This window comes from Spirosoma oryzicola (assembly GCF_021233055.1).
GTDB classification, from domain to species: Bacteria; Bacteroidota; Bacteroidia; order Cytophagales; family Spirosomataceae; genus Spirosoma; species Spirosoma oryzicola.
Window position 1 is genome coordinate 56,544 of sequence record NZ_CP089542.1, and the last position, 19,695, is coordinate 76,238.

Consider the following 19,695-nt stretch of genomic DNA (forward strand, 5'->3'; position numbering starts at 1 on the left):
CACGTAGTAATCCTAAACCCATGTTAACGCAAACCCTCTCCTTAAACCGCTTCCGACTCCTCTTGTGGGGGCTGGTTTGCCTGTCTGGTATCGTGCTGGCCCAGCCACCGCGCGGGCCGCTGGTGGTGTCGCCCCAGGTGAATGCCGATAAAACCGTTACGTTTCGCTACCTCGCTCCTGCCGCCAAAGAGGTGAGGCTGAGTGCGCAGTTTGAGAAGGCGCCCGTGCCGATGACCAAAGGCGATCAGGGCATCTGGAGCGTTACGGTTGGGCCCGTGAAGCCCGATATATATCCGTACAGTTTTCAGGTCGATGGTGTAACGGTCATGGACCCCGCTAACGTCGCGTTTTTTCCAAACGAGCGGTTTAAGGCCAGTCTGGTCGATGTACCGGGCGATACGCCCCTGATTCACGCTATGCGAAATGTGCCACACGGGTCGGTCAACTACGAATATTACCCGGCGCTGGAAGGCACAACCGGCTCGCTGGTGGTGTACACGCCACCGGGCTACGACCAGAATCCAACCAAAAAGTATCCGGTTTTCTACCTCATCAGTGGCACGACCGACACGGAAGAAACCTTCTTTAAAGTGGGCAGAACCAACCTGATTCTAGATAATATGATTGCAGAAGGCAAAGCGAAACCCATGATCATCGTCATGCCCTACGGAAATATTGCCGCCCGCGTTGCCGAGCAGAAAGGAGGGAGCAAACCCGCCGATCCAACCGTACGCGACGGGGCCGATGCCGTAAAACGGGCCAACGATTTTGCGACGGATCTGGTGAGTCACGTCATACCGTATGTCGAGAAATCATACCGCACGCTGAGCAACCGAGACAATCGGGCCATTGGCGGCTTCTCGCGCGGGGGCGGTCAGACACTACGTACGGCCTTTGGCAACATGGACAAGTTCGCATGGGTATGCAGCTACAGTTCGTATCTGTCGCCCACCGAAATGGATCGGAGCTTTCCGCAGATTGGCAGTAACCCCGACAACACGAACAAGCAACTGAAACTGCTGTGGGTGAGCGTCGGCAGCGACGATTTTCTGTACAAAGGTACCGTTGAATTTATGGATTACCTGAAAGCGAAGAAGGTGAACTACAAAAGCTTGATCACCGACGGCGGTCACACTTGGATGAATGTCAAGAAGTACGTTGCCGAAACCACCCCTTTACTCTTTCAATAGCCATGACTTTTTTGTCATCCTGAGGAACGAAGGATCTTCGGGTGAAAACAATATCTGCCAGCTACAGAAGATCCCTCGTTCCTCGGGATGACAAAAAAAAAGCTTAACCGAATGGATTGCCAAGATATGTCATTCGAAAAACTAAGCCCTTGCCATGAAACCTATCAACTACCTCTTATACACGTTGCTTTTTTCAGCCAGTACGGTTTTAGCCCAGCGCCCGCCCGCTATCAGCTCGCCCGATGTGCATCCCGACCATAGCGTCACGTTTCGATATTTCTCGCGTAATGCCCAGAAGGTGACCCTGAACGGCGAATTTCTGAAAGCCCCGGTCGCGCTGACGAAAGATACGTCGGGCATCTGGAGCGTTACGGTACCGCCCATTAAACCAGATATTTATCCGTATAGCTTTCGGGTAGATAGCGTGGAAACGGCCGATCCCAACAACACGTATATTTTCGCCAACGAACGCTTCAAACGGAGCATTGTCGATGTCCCCGGCGATCAGCCGCTGATTCATTCGCTTCAGAACGTACCGCACGGCAAAATCAGTTACCGGACCTACCAATCCTCGACGCTGGGGCGGCCTCGTAATCTACTGATCTATACGCCACCCGGTTTCAATCCGAATGGTAAAACCAAATACCCTGTGCTTTATCTGATTCACGGTGGTTCCGACACGGAAGAAACCTGGACCAAAGTAGGTCGTGCCAACCTGATTGCGGACAATTTAATCGCGCAGGGCAAAGCCAAACCCATGCTGATTGTGATGCCCTACGGCAACGTGCGTCCGAGCCCAATGGCTGATTTTACCCAGGATATGGTGAAGGACATTGTGCCGTTCGTGGAGGCCAACTACCCGGTGGTGAAAGACAGCAAAAGCCGGGCGGTGGCCGGTTTCTCGGTGGGCGGTGGCCAGACGCTGAACATCGGCCTGACCAATCCTTCCACCTTCGCCTACGTGTGTTCCTACGCGCCCTACACGGCTACCGACGAGTTCAAAAAGAACTTCACCGACTGGTCGCCCAACGCCGACCAGATGAATAAACAATTGAAACTGTTTACTATCAGCGTCGGGACCGAGGATTTTTTGTATGAGCCGGTGAAGCAAAACATCGCCATGTTCAAGGAGAAAGGCCTCAAACCCGACGCCCAGATCGTACCCGGCGGCCACACCTGGATGAACTGCAAGCTGTACTTAGCCACGACCTTACCGCAGCTTTTCAAATAAATGGAACGCTCCTGTTGCCGTCTTTTTATCAGGATTTTTTGTCATGGCACCGGCCACCCGGCCCGACGCAGGAGGGATCTTCGGGTGAGGAGAATTTCGTATGCCGTGCGAAGATCCTTCCTTTCGTCGGGCCGGGTGGCCGGTGCCATGACAAAAAAACCGATTTATGATAGTATAAACATTTGATATTCAATGTACCGATTCCTTACTGATCAAACCAAAACCCTTACCAAAATGACAAAGAAAACAGTAGCCGCGCTAGTGATAGCTGCTCTAACCAGCGCAACCAGTTTTGCGCAGACCAACCAGACGGTAGCGGAGGACTTCAAACCCTCCACGCTCAACCAGCCGGGGCAGGAGTACCCGCAGGTAAACTCCCAGGGGTACGCCCGCTTCCGCATCAAGGCACCCAAAGCCGACAGCGTGCGTGTAAGCTTGGGCCTGGGCGGACGCGGGGGAACGATCCTCACTAAAGGCGACGACGGTTTCTGGACCGGGACGACGGCTGGCCCGATGGACGAAGGATTTCATTATTACAACGTAACCATCGACGGCGGGAAGTTCAACGACCCCGGTGCGCTGAATTATTACGGTTCCATTCGGTGGGAGAGTGGCATCGAGATTCCGGCACACGATCAGGACTTTTACGCGCTGAAAGCGGTACCGCACGGTAATGTTCAGCAGATTCTGTTTCCGTCGAAAAGCACCAACACATCGCGCCGGGCTTTCGTCTACACGCCACCGGGTTACGAGAAAGACAAGTCGAAAAAGTATCCGGTGTTGTATCTGCAACACGGCTGGGGCGAGGACGAAACCGCCTGGAGCAACCAGGGCCACGCGAACCTGATCATGGACAACCTGATCGCCGAAGGGAAAACGAAGCCGTTTATTATCGTGATGACCTACGGCATGACTAACGAGGTGAAATTCGGCAAGATCCGGGAGTTCAAAATCGATCCGTTTCAGACGGTTTTGGTCGATGAGCTGATTCCGTACGTGGATGTCAACTTCCGTACGCTCACCAACCGCGACAACCGGGCGATGGCGGGGCTGTCGATGGGTGGCATGGAAACCAAAATGATTACACTCAACAAGCCGGAGACGTTCGGGTATTATGGCCTGCTCAGCGGTGGTGTCTATGCACCCGAAGACCTGAAAGACAAAGCTAAACCGAAGCTCGTTTTCATTAGCTGTGGCAGCAAAGAACGGCCCGACGGTGTCCAGAAAGCGGCTACCGATCTGAAAGCCGCTGGCTACAACGCCGTGTCGTACGTTTCCGACAAAACCGCTCACGAGTTTCTGACCTGGCGCCGAAGTCTGCACGAACTGGCTCCGCTGCTGTTTAACTAGCTTTTATTCCTGACAGGATTTACAGGATTGACATGATTTTTTTACTGCTCTACTTTTTTGTCGCGTGTTTCCACTCTCCGGCGTCAAAGTTGACATACAAAAGAGTAAATGATTGATATAAAACGTTTTACGAAGAAAAAATCATGTTAATCCTGTAAATCCTGTCAAAAAAACTTCCACAATATGAAGAAAAGTATATTACTGAAATGGTCGTGTGTTGCGCTGACTGTGGTGCTGAGCACGGCAATCTATGCTCAGCCGAGTGACAAAGAAATGCCGAAAGGCTTCGACCAGGTGCGCGCGGGGATCCCTGCCGGAAAACTCGACTCGGTTCAGTATGCTTCGAAAACCGTAGGCTCAACCCGCAAAGCCCTGATTTATACTCCACCGGGTTATTCCAAAAAGAAAAAATATCCGGTGCTGTACCTTCTACACGGAATTGGTGGCGATGACAAAGAATGGCTCCGGGGCGGGAATCCGCAGATCATTCTGGACAATCTGTACGCCGACAAAAAATTAGAGCCGATGATCGTGGTGATGCCGAACGGGCGGGCCATGAAAGACGACCGTGCCATTGGCAACATCTTCGACAAAGACAAAGTGGAAGCATTCGCGACGTTTGAGAAAGACTTGCTGAACGACCTTATTCCGTTTGTCGAGAAAAAGTATGCGACGTTGACAGACCGCGACCACCGGGCCATTGCCGGGCTGTCGATGGGCGGGGGGCAATCCCTGAATTTTGGACTGGGCAATCTGGACAAGTTTGCGTGGGTGGGCGGATTTTCGTCGGCCCCAAATACCAAACGACCGGAAGAGCTGGTTCCCAACCCGGAAGAGGCTAAAAAGAAGCTGAAACTGCTGTGGATTTCGTGTGGCGACAACGACGGACTGATCACGTTCAGCAAACGGACGCACGATTATCTGTACGAGAAAAACGTTCCGCACGTCTACTACGTCGAACCCGGTGTTCACGACTTCAAAGTCTGGAAAAACGGGCTGTACATGTTCTCGCAGTTTCTGTTCAAACCCGTTGATACGACCAAACTCACCCAGTATACGATTCTAGGAACGCCAGCCGCCACGAACGTGCGGAACGCCAAATACCCGCAGATTCTGCCCGACAACCGGGTTGTGTTTCGGGTGAAAGCACCCAACGCCCAGAAAGTGCAGATTGATCTGGGGAAGAAGTATGACATGGTGAAAGACACTGCCGGTTTCTGGAACGCAACGACCGATTCAATCAGCCGGGGAATTCATTACTACTCTCTTTTGATCGACGATGTAGCAGTAGCCGATCCGGCCAGCGAAACGTTTTACGGCATGAGTCGGATGGCCAGCGGCATCGAAATTCCGGATCGGGAAGGGGGTTATTACGCCATGAAAGACGTACCGCACGGCGATATTCGGATCAAGCGTTATCTGTCGAAAGCCTCGAACACCTGGCGGGAAATGTACGTCTACACGCCACCCGGTTACGATGCTAATCCGTCGGAAAAATATCCGGTGCTATACCTCCTGCACGGGGGCGGGGAAGACCAGCGAGGTTGGGCCACGCAGGGCAAAACGGACCTGATATTGGACAACCTGATTGCCGAGAAAAAAGCGAAGCCTATGCTGATTGTGATGCTGGATGGGAACATGGGCAATACGGGTGGGCTAGCCGGATTCAATGAAAATGCCCTTCGTGCGTTCGAAAATGAGTTGAAACAAGGGGCGATTCCGTTTGTCGAAAGTAACTTCCGCGTGCAGGCTGATGCTAAAAATCGGGCGTTGGCGGGCTTGTCGATGGGAGGCTTGCAGACGTTATACGCTGGTATCAAAAACACCAATCAGTTTTCGTCGTTGGGCGTGTTCAGTTCGGGCTGGTGGGCCAATAACCCCAAGCTGTCGGATCCGCAATACGCCTTCATGAAAGACAACGCCAGCACGATCAACAGTAACCTCAAAAACTTCTGGATTTCGCAGGGCGGCAAGGAAGACATTGCCCATCAGAACTGCCAGATCATGATGAAGAAGTTTGACGACATGGGCATCAAATACACCTACAGCGAATATCCCGGTGGGCACACCTGGCCGGTCTGGCGACACGACCTGTATATGTTCACGCCTTTGCTGTTCAAATAAGACTGACGCGCCTGTTCATTTTTGTCATCCCGACGTAGGAGGGATCTTCGGTAGCTAGTAATTGTTGTTATCACCCGAAGATCCTTCCTATCGTCAGGATGACAAAGAAAGAATCCTCTGCCTCATACTCAACCGATAAAACGATTCATCATGATAACCCAAAAAACCATCCTGACGCTCGGCGCAGCTGTGTTTACGCTAGCCAGCTTTACAACCGAGCCAGGTACGAGTTTGGAGCCAGCAATTCCATCGCTGAAAGATACGTTCAGGAAAGACTTCGGTATCGGAACGGCGCTAAACGTTGCCCAGATCGAAGAGCGGGACCCGAAGACGACGGAATTTATTGCCCAACAGTTCAACATGGCAACCCCCGAAAACGTCATGAAGTCGGCGCTCCTACACCCGAAATGGGATACCTACACTTTTGAGATGGGGGACAAACTAATTGATTTCGGAAAGAAGCACAACATCAAAATAAATGGGCATACCCTGATTTGGCATAGCCAGTTACCGGCTTTTGTTCGCGGGATTCACAGTCAGGATTCAATTCGAACGTTCTTTACAGAGCACATCAAAACGGTAGCTGGTCATTATCGCGGTAAAGTATTCTCGTGGGATGTCGTCAACGAAGCGCTCAATGAAGATGGGACGCTGCGGAAGTCGGTGTTTCTGCAACATCTGGGCGAAAACTACATTACCGATGCGTTCCGGCTCGCTCAGGAGGCCTCGCCCGGAACGGAACTGTATTATAACGACTACAACAACGAGCAGCCCGCCAAACGGGCCGGTTGTATCGCTATTATCAAGAAGATCAAAGACGCCGGTGTACGCATCGATGGCGTAGGCATTCAGGGACACTGGCACGTCGGACGAGTACCGCTGAAAGACATTGAGGAAAGCATCAATCAGTACGCAGCTCTGGGTTTGAAAGTGATGTTTACGGAGTTGGATCTCGAAGTATTGCCCCGAAATTTTCAGGGAGCCGATGTCGGCCAGCGCATGACAGCCAACGCCACATCCAACCCGTACCCCAACGCCTTGCCCGATAGCGTACAGCACCAACTAGCCGCTGATTATGAAGCTCTTTTTAAGTTGTTTCTTAAACACAAAAACAACGTTTCGCGCGTAACATTCTGGGGTGTAAACGATGGTGATAGCTGGCTGAACAACTGGCCAATCCGGGGTCGAACCAGCTATCCATTACTGTTTGATCGGAATGACAAGCCCAAACCAGCTTTTTATAAGGTAGTAGCGCTGGCAAAGTAAGCTTAGCTCAACAAGCAGCATCTTCGGTAATTGTGATAATACATGCTACCGAAGATGCTTCCTATGTCAGCATGACAAAAATGCTCGCTTGTTCCACAAAAAGCGAATAGTGAAAAAGGATTGATGAGTAAACTAAACAATAAAATGACATACCAATCTCTTCTACAACGTTCCTATAAAACCTTCACGCTAGCTGCCTTAGTCGGTGGATCACTGACTGCTCTGGCCCAAACCAATGGCGGTAAAAACCCGATTTCTCAACCTCTGGTATCGCACATTTACACGGCTGACCCGTCGGCCCACGTTTTTAACGGCAAAATATACATTTATCCGTCGCACGACATCGATGCGAAGGACGTAAAGGAAGATGATGAGGGTGGGCACTTTGCCATGCGCGATTATCACGTTTTGTCGATGGATAAAATTGGCGGTCCGGTTAAAGACAACGGCGTCGCACTAGACCTCAAGGATGTTCCTTGGGCGGGGCGTCAGTTGTGGGCTCCCGACGCGACTTATAAAAACGGCACGTACTACCTATTCTTCCCAGCTAAGGACAAACAGGATATTTTCCGTATTGGCGTAGCAACCAGCAAAAATCCGACCGGACCGTTCAAAGCTGAACCCGAACCAATCAAGGGTAGCTACAGCATCGACCCGACCGTGTTTCAGGATACCGACGGCAAAGCCTATTTGTATTTCGGGGGTATCTGGGGCGGTCAGTTGCAGCGATGGGATGGCAACCAGTACAACGCGAGTGGGGCTTTGAAAAAGAAAGACGAGGTTGCCTACCTACCCCGCGTGGCCCGGCTGAGCGACGATATGAAGTCGTTTGCGGAACCCGTTCGGGAGATCCAACTGCTGGATGAGGCTGGCAAACCGTTTCTGGAAAAAGACAATGACAAACGCTTTTTCGAAGCGGCCTGGATTCACAAGTACAACGGCAAATACTACTTCTCGTATTCGACCGGCGACACGCACAACCTCTGCTACGCCATCGGCGATAATCCTTACGGACCTTTTACGTATAAAGGCATCGTGCTAAAGCCAGTCCTAGGCTGGACGAATCACCATTCTATTGTTCAGGTAGGACCTAAATGGTATCTATTCTACCACGATGTGCAGCTCTCCGGCAAAACGCACCTCCGGAATGTGAAAGTGACGGAACTGACGCACAATGCGGATGGGACGATCAAAACGATTGATGCGTATAAATAACTGTTTAACAGGATTAACAGGATTTTTTGCTTCGACAAATCACATTAATTCTGCAAAGTTGACGGACAAGTTTACAGCGTTGCTTCTTCAATTGAATACATCCTGTTAATCCGCCCGGCGGCCCGGCTATAAATCCTGTCAAAAAGAAACTCAATTTCATGAAAAAGCTGATACCGTATTCCCTTATAGCCTTGTCGGTCGCGTTCGTTGCGCCGGAGAAAGGGCTGAAAGATTATTACAAGAATTACTTTCCGATTGGCGTGGCCGTCAACCCGCGCATGATCCAGCCGGGACCGGACGCAGAGTTGATCAAAGCCCAATTCAACAGCATGACGCCCGAAAACGCCATGAAAATGGGGCCGATTCACCCGGAGGAGGACCGCTACAACTGGAAAGATGCTGATGCTATTGCCGAGTTTGCCCAGCAGAACAACATCAAACTGCGGGGGCATACGCTTTGTTGGCATAACCAGACGCCCCGCTGGCTTTTCACCGATGCCGAGGGCAAAACCGTGAGCCGGGATGTGTTGCTGGCGCGTCTGAAAAAACACATTTCCGACGTCATGGGACACTACAAAGGCAAGCTTTACGCCTGGGATGTAGTTAACGAAGCGGTTCCCGACACCGGAACGAGCATTTACCGGAAATCGAAATTTTACGAAATCATTGGGGAAGATTACATCGAAAAAGCGTTTCAGTATGCCCACGAAGCGGACCCGTCAGCGCAGTTGTTTTACAACGACTACAACACCGAAAATGCGACTAAGCGGGAGAAGATTTACCAGTTGCTCAAGAAGCTGAAGGCAAAGGGCATACCTGTCAACGGGGTGGGTTTACAGGCCCACTGGTCCATTTACGAACCGACGAAGCAGGAACTGGAAGAATCTATCAACAAGTTTGCGAGCCTAGGGCTGAAAATTCAGTTTACGGAGGTCGATGTTTCGGTCTATCCCAAAGAGCACGAGCGCCGGGAGCGTCGCGATACGGATAAAAGCGAGTACACGCCGGAAATGGTCGATAAGCAGGCGGCTCATTACAAGATGCTGTTCGAGGTATTCCGCAAGCACCGCGACAAAATCACTGGCGTCACGTTCTGGAACCTGACTGATAAATATTCCTGGCTGGACAACTTCCCGGTGCCGGGCCGCAAGGACTATCCATTGCTGTTCGATCAGAATGGCAAGCCGAAGAAAGCTTACGAAAGCGTCGTGAAATTTTAACGAACAAAACCGTGACTGCATTGGCGGCAGTCATGATGGTGTAGTCAAAATGACTAATACCACTAAGTAATTTTTACTCAGTTATCTGTAAAGGGGTTGGCATAATTGCATCAGTTTCTTGAAAACCGATACGATTATGCTAACCCCTTCGTATTCATTGCTTATGGGTTGCCAATGCTTCTAATTAACGCGAGTTAACTGGATTTCATAACAGTAAGTCTACATATGACAAGTTTCAACTAGCGAAAATTAATGCGGTTCTAATAAACATTATCAATAACCTACTGGTTGCAGGGGGTAAGCATAAATACTTATTACCTATGGATGATTTGCAAGAAAACGAACCGTATTTTTCGGACGGTCGACATAATCGATTTCAGCAACTTTTCCTCCAATACATTCGACGAGTTAGGGAAGCTTACCACTTGGATGTTAATACCCAAAGAGAGGTAGAAAAATTGGAGCAATTAGTAAGGAGCAGTAGCAAGGGACGTTAACAAAATAGTCTATTAAGCTGGTGAAACATCTGTTGTCAGCCAGCTGAACTTGAGTTCAGCCATACAATAGGTTTGTTTGTCTGTGATCTCCCGATTTGTTACTAACCGACTCTTGCTCTTTCTCTACGGATGCTGCTACCGAGTTGTAAGAGTCATTATTTCATCAACACCCTATGGCGAAACTTACAGTATTGATGAAATAACGCTTTACAGGATTCGGAATGTTCGATAGTGTCGTGGGTCTTGTCTATGTACACTGAGCGGACAGCTGATTCTTATGGAGTTACTTTTGCCATCTCCCAGATTACTTGACCATTCAATACACCTTGACAAGCCTTGATCTTTCCGTGCGTGTCCCGTAGAAAAACTCCTGTCGTCACGTAATCCGTAAAGCGAATGGTATCAGAGCCGACTGGATATGCATCAATGCCCATTGTCCAGGTAGAGCCTTTCTGTACCAGGTGGTTGCCTTGCTGTGTCAGATGGATAAGTTCATCGTTCCGCTTATAGACCCCTTCATATTCTGCTAATTGATTTGACTCAACGGGTAGCGGTTCTATTGCTTTAAGTAACACATTTGGCCATTGATAAACTTGGGCTACGCTGCGAACTATTTCGTTGATGATGCCTGTACCATCGTTCTCATTGACCATAACAACAACGCCGTTCCCTTCATGCACACTGCCGATAAACATACTCACGTAACCAGCGTTCTGACCTGAGTGAAAAAAGTATTGATCAGATTGTCCATCGGTACGTTGAGTTAGAAAGAAGCCTAATCCCATATCCGTGCTGTCCAATGCCATCCGATCTACACTGTACCCCGAATGGCCAAAAATATTGTAGGATTGGGGTTGCAGCATGGCTCGGGCTATCGATTGAGAAAGAATCGTTGATTTTCCCTGATAAGCACGCTGAAGCTCAATCAGGAGTTTGGCCAGGTCCGTTGGGGTAGTGTATAAACCCGCAGCGGCTTGTTGTGGGTAGACGTATGGTTTTCCTTTGAACCAATTTTGTCGGCAGGCAGCCTGATCTTTATAGCGAGCCGGTAATGGTTGTTCAAACGTGCTATGCGTCATCCCTAACCGAGTAAATACGGTTTGACGCACAAAGTCGGCGTAAGGCTTTTTGGTCTGATCCATAACGGCCAATTGGGCAATCATCACACCCCCTCCCGAATAGCGCCACTGACTTCCGGGCAGAAAGTTGATGTCAACGCGCCGGGACTGCGCAATCGAATCGCCATTGACAATTTGAACTACAGTTGGAAAAGGGTCTTCAGGTTGAATTCCCCAAAAACCGTGCTGCGTTGCCCCAGCGGTGTGGCTCAATAGGTGGCGAAGTGTCACAGGCCGTTGCTGGGTAAACTCATTTTCCGCTATTTGCCAAGAGGTTAAGTAGCGATTGATGGGTGTGTCCAAAGCTAGCTTGCCTTGCTCAACTAATTGTAAAGCTGCCAGGGCAGCAACTGGTTTACTGATCGACCCCGCCGAAAAAAGCGTTTCCGGAGTTACCGGAATCCGACGAAGCGTGTCGGCCCATCCATACCCCTTAGCCCAGGCTAGCTTACCTTGATGAACGACAGCGATACTAACACCCGGAATTTTGTAAGCAGACATGCGCTCGCGAATCGTCCACTTCGTTTGGCCGACAACTGGAATGTAAGTGGTGAGTCCTTCTTCGACGGCCTTTTGCCGGGGATCAAGCTTTTGCCCAAAACAATAAGTGCTTGCCAGCAGCGCAAGCCAAAACCATGCTTTCATAGATTTTTTTCCCAAACATGATTACATTATTGGTTTGGATCGTCCCATCGGGTAGTTTGGTACTCCTTTAAATAAGCACTTGGAGATCGTCCCGTCTGTTCCCTGAAGACCCGGTTGAAAGTTGTCTTCGAACCGAACCCGGCTTCTAAAGCGATGCCCAGTAGACTAAATTGTTCTGCTTCGCCCCGGTGCAAACGGCGCTTGATATCTTTAACACGCAGTTCATTCAAGTAGTCCGATAACGATTTTCCCAGTCCGGCATTGATGGTTAAGGAAACTGTGTTGGCAGGTAGACCTACCTGATGGGCAAGCCGATCCAAAGTCAAGTCAGGGTCCCGATAAAGCTTGTCCTCCTCCAGGGCTTTAACGATACGCTCCAGGTAGCTTTCTGAAACAGGAATAGCCGGCTTTACTTTGCTAGCCGGTTTTGACCGACCACGTACCAAAGCAAGTAAAGCAATCCAATAAGTAATAACAGGCAAAACAAATTCGGTTAGATAAAACTTAGGATGCCGTGCTGGCAAATACCATTGATTAACAAGAGGATCAACGACAGCCACAACATAGAAGCTGGCCAAACCAAACAGGGGCCGACGATACCAGCGGAATTGATCTTGCTTGATTGGTAAAAGACTCAAGCTTAACCCAATGTAAACGAACATGGACAAACACATGCCGTAATAGTCAATATAGCGAGTATAGGGCTTGTGTATCGTCTTCCAGAACCAGGTTTTGTATTCGAGCGAATGGAAGCTGACGAATACAAAGAAAGCTACTTGTATTAGCATGGGGACTAAATGCCAACCCCAGTAGCGCAGTGGTTTTTTGAGCCAAGATCGAATTGCTAAATACAGTAAGGGACCAAAGCCCCAGGAGAAAAACAAAGGGGCAAAGTACCAGCTATTGTGTTGTGCATAGATTCCGGTACGGGCCATTCCATAATCGATGACCTGCAAGGTTAATCCTAGTACGAGCCCGCCAAGCCAAAGGAAAGCGGGTTGCCTTGGCCGGAAAGTCAATAGCCACAAACCAGTAGTACAGCCTTGAACAACACAAAAAACTTGGAAAAGAACGATCCAATCCACAAACAGATTCATAGCGAGCAATACTATTTACCGCAAAAATTGGATCGCGGTTTACCTAAAGTAGCAAGTACCGATAGATTGCACAAGTATGTTTAGACCAGAACTAAATTATTTCCTGATACTTCACTTTTCCTTAGAGCCTGCTCATACTAGGGCTCTGGGATGTATACATCATTCTCGGCGTTCCAATAAGGTTTCGAAAGAAGCGAGATACTTCATACTATTATTTACTTATAAGGTAAATAATAGTATGAAATTATAAGTAGTCAGGACAATTCTACAAGCATTCGTATTGGATATATTATAGATTACGGCCCCATTTTGATAGCTATTTTTAAGTAGATTGCTCAAGTTTCACACCAACGAACGTGCTCATTATCAGCACGTTTATAACCTTTTATCTTATGAATACTCGTACACTTATACTATCTGGCAATTTCAGTACACAGCAAGTCTACAGGCTTTGCTTTATTGACGAATACAGGACTAGCCTAAGCTGTATTTTGGGAGATGGTCTAGCCTACAATTCATCCCAAAAGTGGTTCTGATTTATGTGTTTAAGGCATGTCAACATGTAAAAATACCTTTCCTACCAAAAAAATGAAAGATTATGCTTCTTCCTACCTGTAGTGTATTAGTAACGACGTACAACCGTCCAGAATCGCTTGTCCTTTGTCTGGAAAGTCTATTCCAGCAAAGCCATTTACCAACGGAGATTATTGTTTGCGATGATGGTTCGGGAGAAGCAACCCAGCAGCTTATCCAACAGCTCCAGAAACGCAGTCCTGTTCCGCTACTGCATGTGTGGCAAGCTGACCTGGGGTTTCGGCTGGCCCGGGTTCGGAACTTAGGTCTAAAAACAGCAACTTCCGAATATATTATTCAGTTGGATGGCGATGTAATTCTACATCGCCATTACGTGATCGATCATTTGCGACATGCAAAAAAGGGATTCTTTTTCTCCGGCAATCAATACCACATTCCGCATGATGTAACGCAATTGATGCTTACAAATTCGTCCGCTTCTGTTCATACTTCTCTTAAGTTGGCTAAATGGAACTGGCGTCGATTGCGCTGTTTACCCCTGCAAAAGCCGATGCTGTACTTTTATCACTGGAAAACCCATTATGAATACGTGCTAGGTAGCAACATGTCTTTCTGGCGACAGGATTTATTCCGCGTGAATGGATACGACGAACAGTTTAGCGGCTGGGGTTGGGAAGACATCGATCTGGCGTTGCGGTTGATGCAGTTAGGCTGCACACTGCGCTTCCTTCGATTCGGTGCGATTCAGTACCATCTCGATCATCCCAAGTCGTCGCGCGCTCAGGAGGATACCAATAGAATGCGCGCCTTACAGATCATTCAGGAAAAAAGATTCGCTTGTGAACAGGGTCTGTCGCAGCATACAGACTATTCAGACGCGCAAAACTTCTTAACGCATTAGGTCAGCCAAAAGCCTGTGCCCTTATAGCGGTGCAGGCTTTGTACTACTCAAGTATCATTAACTTCAATGTAGAGTCAAGAAGTACACCGTATCAGGCTGATTGTTTTGTTATAAAGCTGTTCTCCAGTGTAACAGAGCCTACGTTAAACTGATTATCATTCATAGTATGACATGATCGAATCAATTTTGTGGCTTACTTAACAGTCAAACTCGACGCATCATGTTTAGCACACCGAGTTTATAACCTTGTGCTTTCTTTGCCGCATGGACAAATCAAATGGATACGAAGACATAGCGGCTCGTTTTATCCAGAGTCGCACAAAAACCATTGGTACACCGTCAGTACAGCTCTGGGCCAGAACGCTGCCACCAAAAGCTACAGTACTGGACCTAGGCTGCGGAACGGGTCTACCTGTTTCCGAAGTGTTGATGAACGAAGGGCTGGAAGTGTATGGAATTGATGCATCGCCGACGCTGGCTCAAGCCTTTCACCTGAATTTTCCCCATTCGCCTGTTGCTTGTGAAGCTGTCGAAGAGTCTTTGTTCTTTGATCGCCAGTTTGATGCGATCATCGCCTGGGGGTTACTATTTCTTCTTACGGTTGATAGTCAACAGATTGTAATACGAAAAGTAGCGAAAGCCTTACCATCGGGTGGAAAGTTCTTGTTCACATCGCCCTCACAAGCCGTTAGTTGGAAAGATGCCCTGACGGCCTGCGAATCCAATTCGCTAGGCGCGAAAAAATACAAATCGTTATTGAGCGCTTCGGGATTACGGCTCCTTGAGGAGTTCGATGATGAGGGAGGCAACCATTACTTTAGCGCCATAAAAATTTAAAAAGCTGTCCACCAACGTCAGAAAAAATACGAATCAAGCCCATTGAAAATGACAGGTTCTTTTTACTGTTCAGTTCGTTTTTACAGGAAAAAGCTTTTCATCTACTTCTGTGCCTTGGCCAGCTACTCGACACCAACCACTGGACATTTTGTGATAAACCTCTAAACGTCTTACCTTCAAATTTACATCTCGGCCATCTACCACTAATTGCACATCGGCCAGAAAATTAACCACGGCCATCTTACCCTCGTATATGCGGATGTATTCGTGGCCCGGTACGGGCCGCACGGATTTGAAAACCAATTTTTCTTTGGCTTGCACCCCTTGCCACTGTTGGTGAGAAAAGGATATGTCGCCTTTAGGGCCAACAGCGACGAAATCATTGCAGTCAATAGGCACGTCTGGTTTTCGATGACGCATGAGTTCTCTGATTTCCTGCCTTTCTTTTGGATAGCTGGTTGTATCAATCTGAGCAAGAGCATTGCAACTGCCCAGCACGACTAGAAACAGGGTAATCAGTTTGTTCATGACAGACGATTCATTTTTGTGAGAAATTAAGTGCGTCTGTAAAAAGTACGATTTTTACAGACGCACTCGATCAAATTTTTATTATTAGGTTTTGGACTGCTATCTGTTTTGACACCCCAATTTATAAGCAGGCGTATCTTGCTCGTCTTGAGTAATTATTCTAGCGATAGCTGGTATCTTATCGATAAATTTACCCTGTTGACTTTACCATCGTATGAAGTACAGATTTGTGTCCAACGAGCTGATAGCTACTGGTGTTATCTTGTTGCTGTGGCTTGTTAGTTGTGGTCCCTTACGGGCACAAATACTCCCCGACTCAGTTGGCTGCGGAGTAATCGAGTTAACTCCACAGCAGGCTAAGTCATTCGTGCAACAGGCAAATCTGGCCCTGCAACGTAAGCAGTTGACCAATCCATCAGGGATTACGGCCATCACCTATATTCCTATTCGCCCACATATCATTAACCGGACAGATGGAACAGGTGGGTTTAGCATTGCTAGTATGAATCAGGCATTGGCAAAAACCAACCGGCACTTCCTGCTCAATGGCTACAGCATACAGTTCTTTTTTGCAGGAACCTCGCCCCATTACATTAACAACGATACCTCGAGATGGGCTACTTCATCGAACGAGCTACCCACCCCACCACCGGATTCACCCCCGTTGGCGGGGTGGGCCCCAACGTCACCTCCTTCACCGACAACCAGCTCGCCACCGGCACCCACTACTGGTACCGCATCCGCCCCTCCAACTCCGCCACCGGTAGTCTGAGCCAGACCCTCTCACTTGCTGCCTGCTCGGCTCCGCTTTACTCGCTCAAGGACGGCTGGTGGACTGATGCTACGGTGTGGTCCTGCAACCGGGTGCCCGGGCCGGGTGATGTGGTGCAGGTCAAGCACCAGTTGCAGCTACCAGCCAACTACGTAGCGACTCTACAGCGGATCGGCTTTGATCGGGGAAAGACGCTGACCTACAGCATAAACGCTCAGCTCAAACTGGGAAACCAAACACTAAAGCCTTAGCTCGTGTACAGCCAACAGGTAGCTTTCTTTTATCGAACAAAGGACCTCAGAAAATCAAGGCTAGTCGTCCAGCGAAGGTTTGGATACCGTTCGTTTGCCAGCTGTGTATGATGTGTAGTAAACATCGAATACATGTACTGCCCCTGCTGCCATTTTGCATACAGCTCGTTTTCACCGGCCGGGTATTGAGCTCGTTGCTTTTTTATAAATTGCGCAAAATCGTCAAGACTCGACAGCTGCTGAATCCTGAACTCCTGATTGGTTAACTGCTTTACCTCATGCCACAGCAACGTGGGGCTTACCTGAAAACTGGCAATCTGTAAGTTTCTAGGAGTTTCTACATCCAAAGCTACTTCTGCCGTGAAGGCGGCTGTGTCATCCATCGTTGTGAAATCCAGTTTCCAGTCTGCTTTGTCGCCCCAGTAACCGATGCTCTTTTCTTTCAGGTTCAAAACCGGCGTGTTGTATTGGAGTATGTCGGCAAAAGCACCGTTGAAAACCGAAGAAGCTTGTATGGGCATACGGTCGAGATACTGTCTGAACTCCCGCCGTAAATCAAAATTCCTGTTTTCGCCCGGTACAAGATCCGTGTAATCGGTACAAAAGTCAGAGGGGATAAACCGTTTAACACCGGCTTGTACAGCGCCATCCAGGATTCTCTTCTGCAATTCAATAATTACATCGCCTAAGCCGGCCAGGGCAGACACCACGCAATGAGCCTCTGTACTCGCTTTGGCGATGGCGTCGACGCTGTCCAGATCTACCTCCTGAACAGTAGCCCCCATTTGCTCCAGCGCTTTCACTTTTTCGGGATCAGTCGATGTTCGAACGACCGCCTGTACTGCTGCACCCCGTTGTATGAGTTCACGCGTAATTCTGTTCCCCAAATTGCCGGTTGCCCCGAACACTACGATTTTCTTTTGCATTGCTATTTTTCTATTTAAAACAATTTATCGACTGATTAGGCCAGGAAGCTCAATACCGCATCAAGCACCTGGGTAGGCTGTTCTTCGAACAAATAATGGCCACTATCCAGAATGCCAACCAGTTGTACGTCTTTAGCTACGTGAGGCAGTCCCATTTTCATGTACTGAAAACTTATGTAACTACCAATTCCTAGCACCGGCATAGCAAGCGGTTCATATACTTTGGCATCTTCGATGTCCTGTAGAAACGTTTGATACCAGGCATTAGCCGCTCGGATGCTTTCAGCATCGTTGTAAGAAGCGGCATAAATGTTTCTCTCTAAAGAAGTCATTTTACGATCGTCAATCATGACGTAGTTAAAAAGCCAGTCCAGCAAATACTGGAAGCGTCCTGGCAACAGCTGTTCCGGTAATCCTTTTACCTGATTAAATCCCATCCACCAGGCGTAGGGCCGATTCGCATCCATCTTCTCCGTAAATGTACCGGCAGGTGGGATCAGACTCATCTGTAGCATTCCCTCACTGGGATGCGAGCCGTCCAGGACAACCAGCTTTTGAGTAAATTGGGGGTAGTTAAACGCGAAGCTCATAGCGACCATTCCACCAATGTCGTGCCCCATCATGTTGACTTTTGTTAAGCCTATTTGTTGGAGCAAGGCCAAAATATCGGCAGCCATGGTTTTCTTGTCGTAGCCGGAATGAGGTTTTTCTGAGCTACCCATACCTCTGATATCAACGACAATCACGCGGTATCGTTTGGCGAGTTCTACGGCAACGGGTTGGTAGGAAAACCAGGTTTGCGGCCAGCCGGGTAGACAAACCAGAGGCTCACCCGTACCGCCTTCTACGTAATGCAACCGCACTCCGTTGACTGTTGCGTATTGATTGGTGAAGCCTGGAAAATGGGCTATCAATGCCTCGTCTGAATACAGATTTCGAGGTTCTGTTGGGTTCTTGCTAAGTTGAGTCATCGTTGTTTTTTTATGACTCAAAAGTAGGCTGGCGATGAAGGGGCAAAACTACCAAATGGTAGAGAATGACTCTTACCGGATTTTTTTCCTAATCCGGCTTAGGGCATTTGGGGTGATGCCCAGTACGGCGGCTACCTGCTTGACCGGTGCTTTCTGAATAAGTTGAGAATTTGTCAGGAAGGCCAGATAGCGTTCTTCGGCAGATAAGGTTTGAAAATTCATGATCTGGTCGATCATTCGGATGGTCGTAGCCTCCCAGATTTTCCGGCCGAACTCCTCCCAGGCAGGCACCTGGCTGTACAGAAAATCCATGTCTTTTTTATCAATCACGATTAGTCGGGTTTCGTCGATGGCGTCGATATTAAACCGGGAAGGTTTCTGAGGATGAAGGCTTGAGATTTCTGTAAAGAATTCATTTTCAAACATAACCCAGGTCGTATTCTCCTGGTCATGAAGCTCGTAAAAAAAGCGAACACCGCCGGATACAATGAAAAAGTATTGATGAGCAATTTGCCCCTTCCTTAAAATGAGCTTGCCTTTGGGAATTTGTCTTTCGCTGCATCGGGAAAGCACAAGTTGTAAATCCAGATCGTCGATCCAGACGATTCCTTTGATGAATTTTATAAATTCTTCCATTGGGGTTCTTCAAGTCCTTCTTCTAATGTGACGATTCGTAAAACGTAGAAGTACCGTTTCTTTCCTTCACACACTTGTTAACTGAGACGAGCGATTAATAAGCTTCTACAAGGTAAGCGATGGATCAAGGAAATAATTGAATGATTTGTCTTTCTATGCCAAAAGAGATTTCTTTGTCAGACGTGACTTTGCCTAGCGAGTTGTCGCAAAGAGAACGATTGTCGCTTGCCCGTCAAGAATTTAGTTGATTCGAATGCCTAAAAAATTGTCTGCATTCTTGAGTATGGCTAGATCAGTTTTTTAACTGATGCTAACGTACACAGCGAAGAATTAATCGTGCGCATTGAAAGAATCCAAAGTTCCTAGACTTTCTTAACCTAAACGTT

Annotated in this window: 17 protein-coding genes; 11 read left to right on the top strand and 6 right to left on the bottom strand. The window is 48.4% G+C overall.

Annotated features, from left to right (window positions below):
• The first annotated feature begins 20 nt into the window (after positions 1 to 20).
• From LQ777_RS27295 to LQ777_RS27325, 7 genes are all read left to right on the top strand, one after another.
• A complete protein-coding gene (locus LQ777_RS27295; protein ID WP_232563599.1) occupies positions 21 to 1,190 on the top strand; it encodes an esterase in 1,170 nt (389 codons plus the stop codon).
• Positions 1,191 to 1,344: 154 nt separating this feature from the next.
• Positions 1,345 to 2,421: an esterase gene (locus LQ777_RS27300; protein ID WP_232563600.1), complete on the top strand. Its 1,077-nt coding sequence runs from the start codon at positions 1,345 to 1,347 to the stop codon at positions 2,419 to 2,421.
• A gap of 234 nt (positions 2,422 to 2,655) precedes the next feature.
• The gene (locus LQ777_RS27305; protein ID WP_232563601.1) at positions 2,656 to 3,771 is read left to right on the top strand and encodes an alpha/beta hydrolase-fold protein; all 1,116 of its coding nucleotides are present in this window, start codon (positions 2,656 to 2,658) and stop codon (positions 3,769 to 3,771) included.
• Between the two features lie 183 nt (positions 3,772 to 3,954).
• Complete coding sequence (locus LQ777_RS27310) at positions 3,955 to 5,895, top strand: alpha/beta hydrolase-fold protein (protein WP_232563602.1); 1,941 nt, start codon at positions 3,955 to 3,957, stop codon at positions 5,893 to 5,895.
• Between the two features lie 150 nt (positions 5,896 to 6,045).
• Positions 6,046 to 7,161 (top strand): endo-1,4-beta-xylanase, encoded by a 1,116-nt coding sequence (locus LQ777_RS27315; protein WP_232563603.1) that lies wholly within the window; start codon positions 6,046 to 6,048, stop codon positions 7,159 to 7,161.
• Between the two features lie 144 nt (positions 7,162 to 7,305).
• Positions 7,306 to 8,376 (top strand): glycoside hydrolase family 43 protein, encoded by a 1,071-nt coding sequence (locus tag LQ777_RS27320; protein WP_232563604.1) that lies wholly within the window; start codon positions 7,306 to 7,308, stop codon positions 8,374 to 8,376.
• A gap of 158 nt (positions 8,377 to 8,534) precedes the next feature.
• Positions 8,535 to 9,596 carry an endo-1,4-beta-xylanase gene (locus LQ777_RS27325; protein ID WP_232563605.1) on the top strand — a complete coding sequence of 354 codons (1,062 nt, stop codon included), beginning with the start codon at positions 8,535 to 8,537 and terminating at the stop codon, positions 9,594 to 9,596.
• A 772-nt stretch (positions 9,597 to 10,368) separates the two neighbouring features.
• Here the strand turns inward: LQ777_RS27325 and LQ777_RS27330 are convergent.
• Positions 10,369 to 11,856, bottom strand: coding sequence for a serine hydrolase domain-containing protein (locus tag LQ777_RS27330; RefSeq protein ID WP_232563606.1), 1,488 nt, complete (start codon positions 11,854 to 11,856; stop codon positions 10,369 to 10,371).
• 26 nt (positions 11,857 to 11,882) lie between these two features.
• Positions 11,883 to 12,953, bottom strand: a complete 1,071-nt coding sequence (locus tag LQ777_RS27335) for a helix-turn-helix domain-containing protein (RefSeq protein ID WP_232563607.1) — start codon at positions 12,951 to 12,953, stop codon at positions 11,883 to 11,885.
• A gap of 598 nt (positions 12,954 to 13,551) precedes the next feature.
• Between LQ777_RS27335 and LQ777_RS27340 the strand changes: the two genes are divergently transcribed.
• Complete coding sequence (locus LQ777_RS27340) at positions 13,552 to 14,388, top strand: glycosyltransferase family 2 protein (protein WP_232563608.1); 837 nt, start codon at positions 13,552 to 13,554, stop codon at positions 14,386 to 14,388.
• A 264-nt stretch (positions 14,389 to 14,652) separates the two neighbouring features.
• A complete protein-coding gene (locus LQ777_RS27345) occupies positions 14,653 to 15,225 on the top strand; it encodes a class I SAM-dependent methyltransferase (protein ID WP_232563609.1) in 573 nt (190 codons plus the stop codon).
• Between the two features lie 69 nt (positions 15,226 to 15,294).
• Here the strand turns inward: LQ777_RS27345 and LQ777_RS27350 are convergent, their stop codons facing one another.
• Positions 15,295 to 15,753: a hypothetical protein gene (locus LQ777_RS27350; RefSeq protein WP_232563610.1), complete on the bottom strand. Its 459-nt coding sequence runs from the start codon at positions 15,751 to 15,753 to the stop codon at positions 15,295 to 15,297.
• A gap of 214 nt (positions 15,754 to 15,967) precedes the next feature.
• On the opposite strand from LQ777_RS27350, the gene LQ777_RS27355 reads away from it, so the two are divergent.
• Entirely contained in the window at positions 15,968 to 16,525 is a 558-nt protein-coding gene (locus LQ777_RS27355) for a hypothetical protein (protein WP_232563611.1), read from the top strand.
• Between the two features lie 74 nt (positions 16,526 to 16,599).
• The gene (locus LQ777_RS27360; RefSeq protein WP_232563612.1) at positions 16,600 to 16,776 is read left to right on the top strand and encodes a hypothetical protein; all 177 of its coding nucleotides are present in this window, start codon (positions 16,600 to 16,602) and stop codon (positions 16,774 to 16,776) included.
• 29 nt (positions 16,777 to 16,805) lie between these two features.
• On the opposite strand, the gene LQ777_RS27365 is transcribed toward LQ777_RS27360, so the two are convergent.
• The 3 genes from LQ777_RS27365 to LQ777_RS27375 all read right to left on the bottom strand — a co-directional run bounded on the left by LQ777_RS27365 (position 16,806) and on the right by LQ777_RS27375 (position 19,309).
• Complete coding sequence (locus LQ777_RS27365) at positions 16,806 to 17,702, bottom strand: NmrA family NAD(P)-binding protein (RefSeq protein ID WP_232563613.1); 897 nt, start codon at positions 17,700 to 17,702, stop codon at positions 16,806 to 16,808.
• Between the two features lie 35 nt (positions 17,703 to 17,737).
• Entirely contained in the window at positions 17,738 to 18,673 is a 936-nt protein-coding gene (locus LQ777_RS27370; RefSeq protein ID WP_232563614.1) for an alpha/beta fold hydrolase, read from the bottom strand.
• 72 nt (positions 18,674 to 18,745) lie between these two features.
• Positions 18,746 to 19,309, bottom strand: coding sequence for a Crp/Fnr family transcriptional regulator (locus LQ777_RS27375; RefSeq protein ID WP_232563615.1), 564 nt, complete (start codon positions 19,307 to 19,309; stop codon positions 18,746 to 18,748).
• Between the last annotated feature and the right edge of the window lie 386 nt (positions 19,310 to 19,695).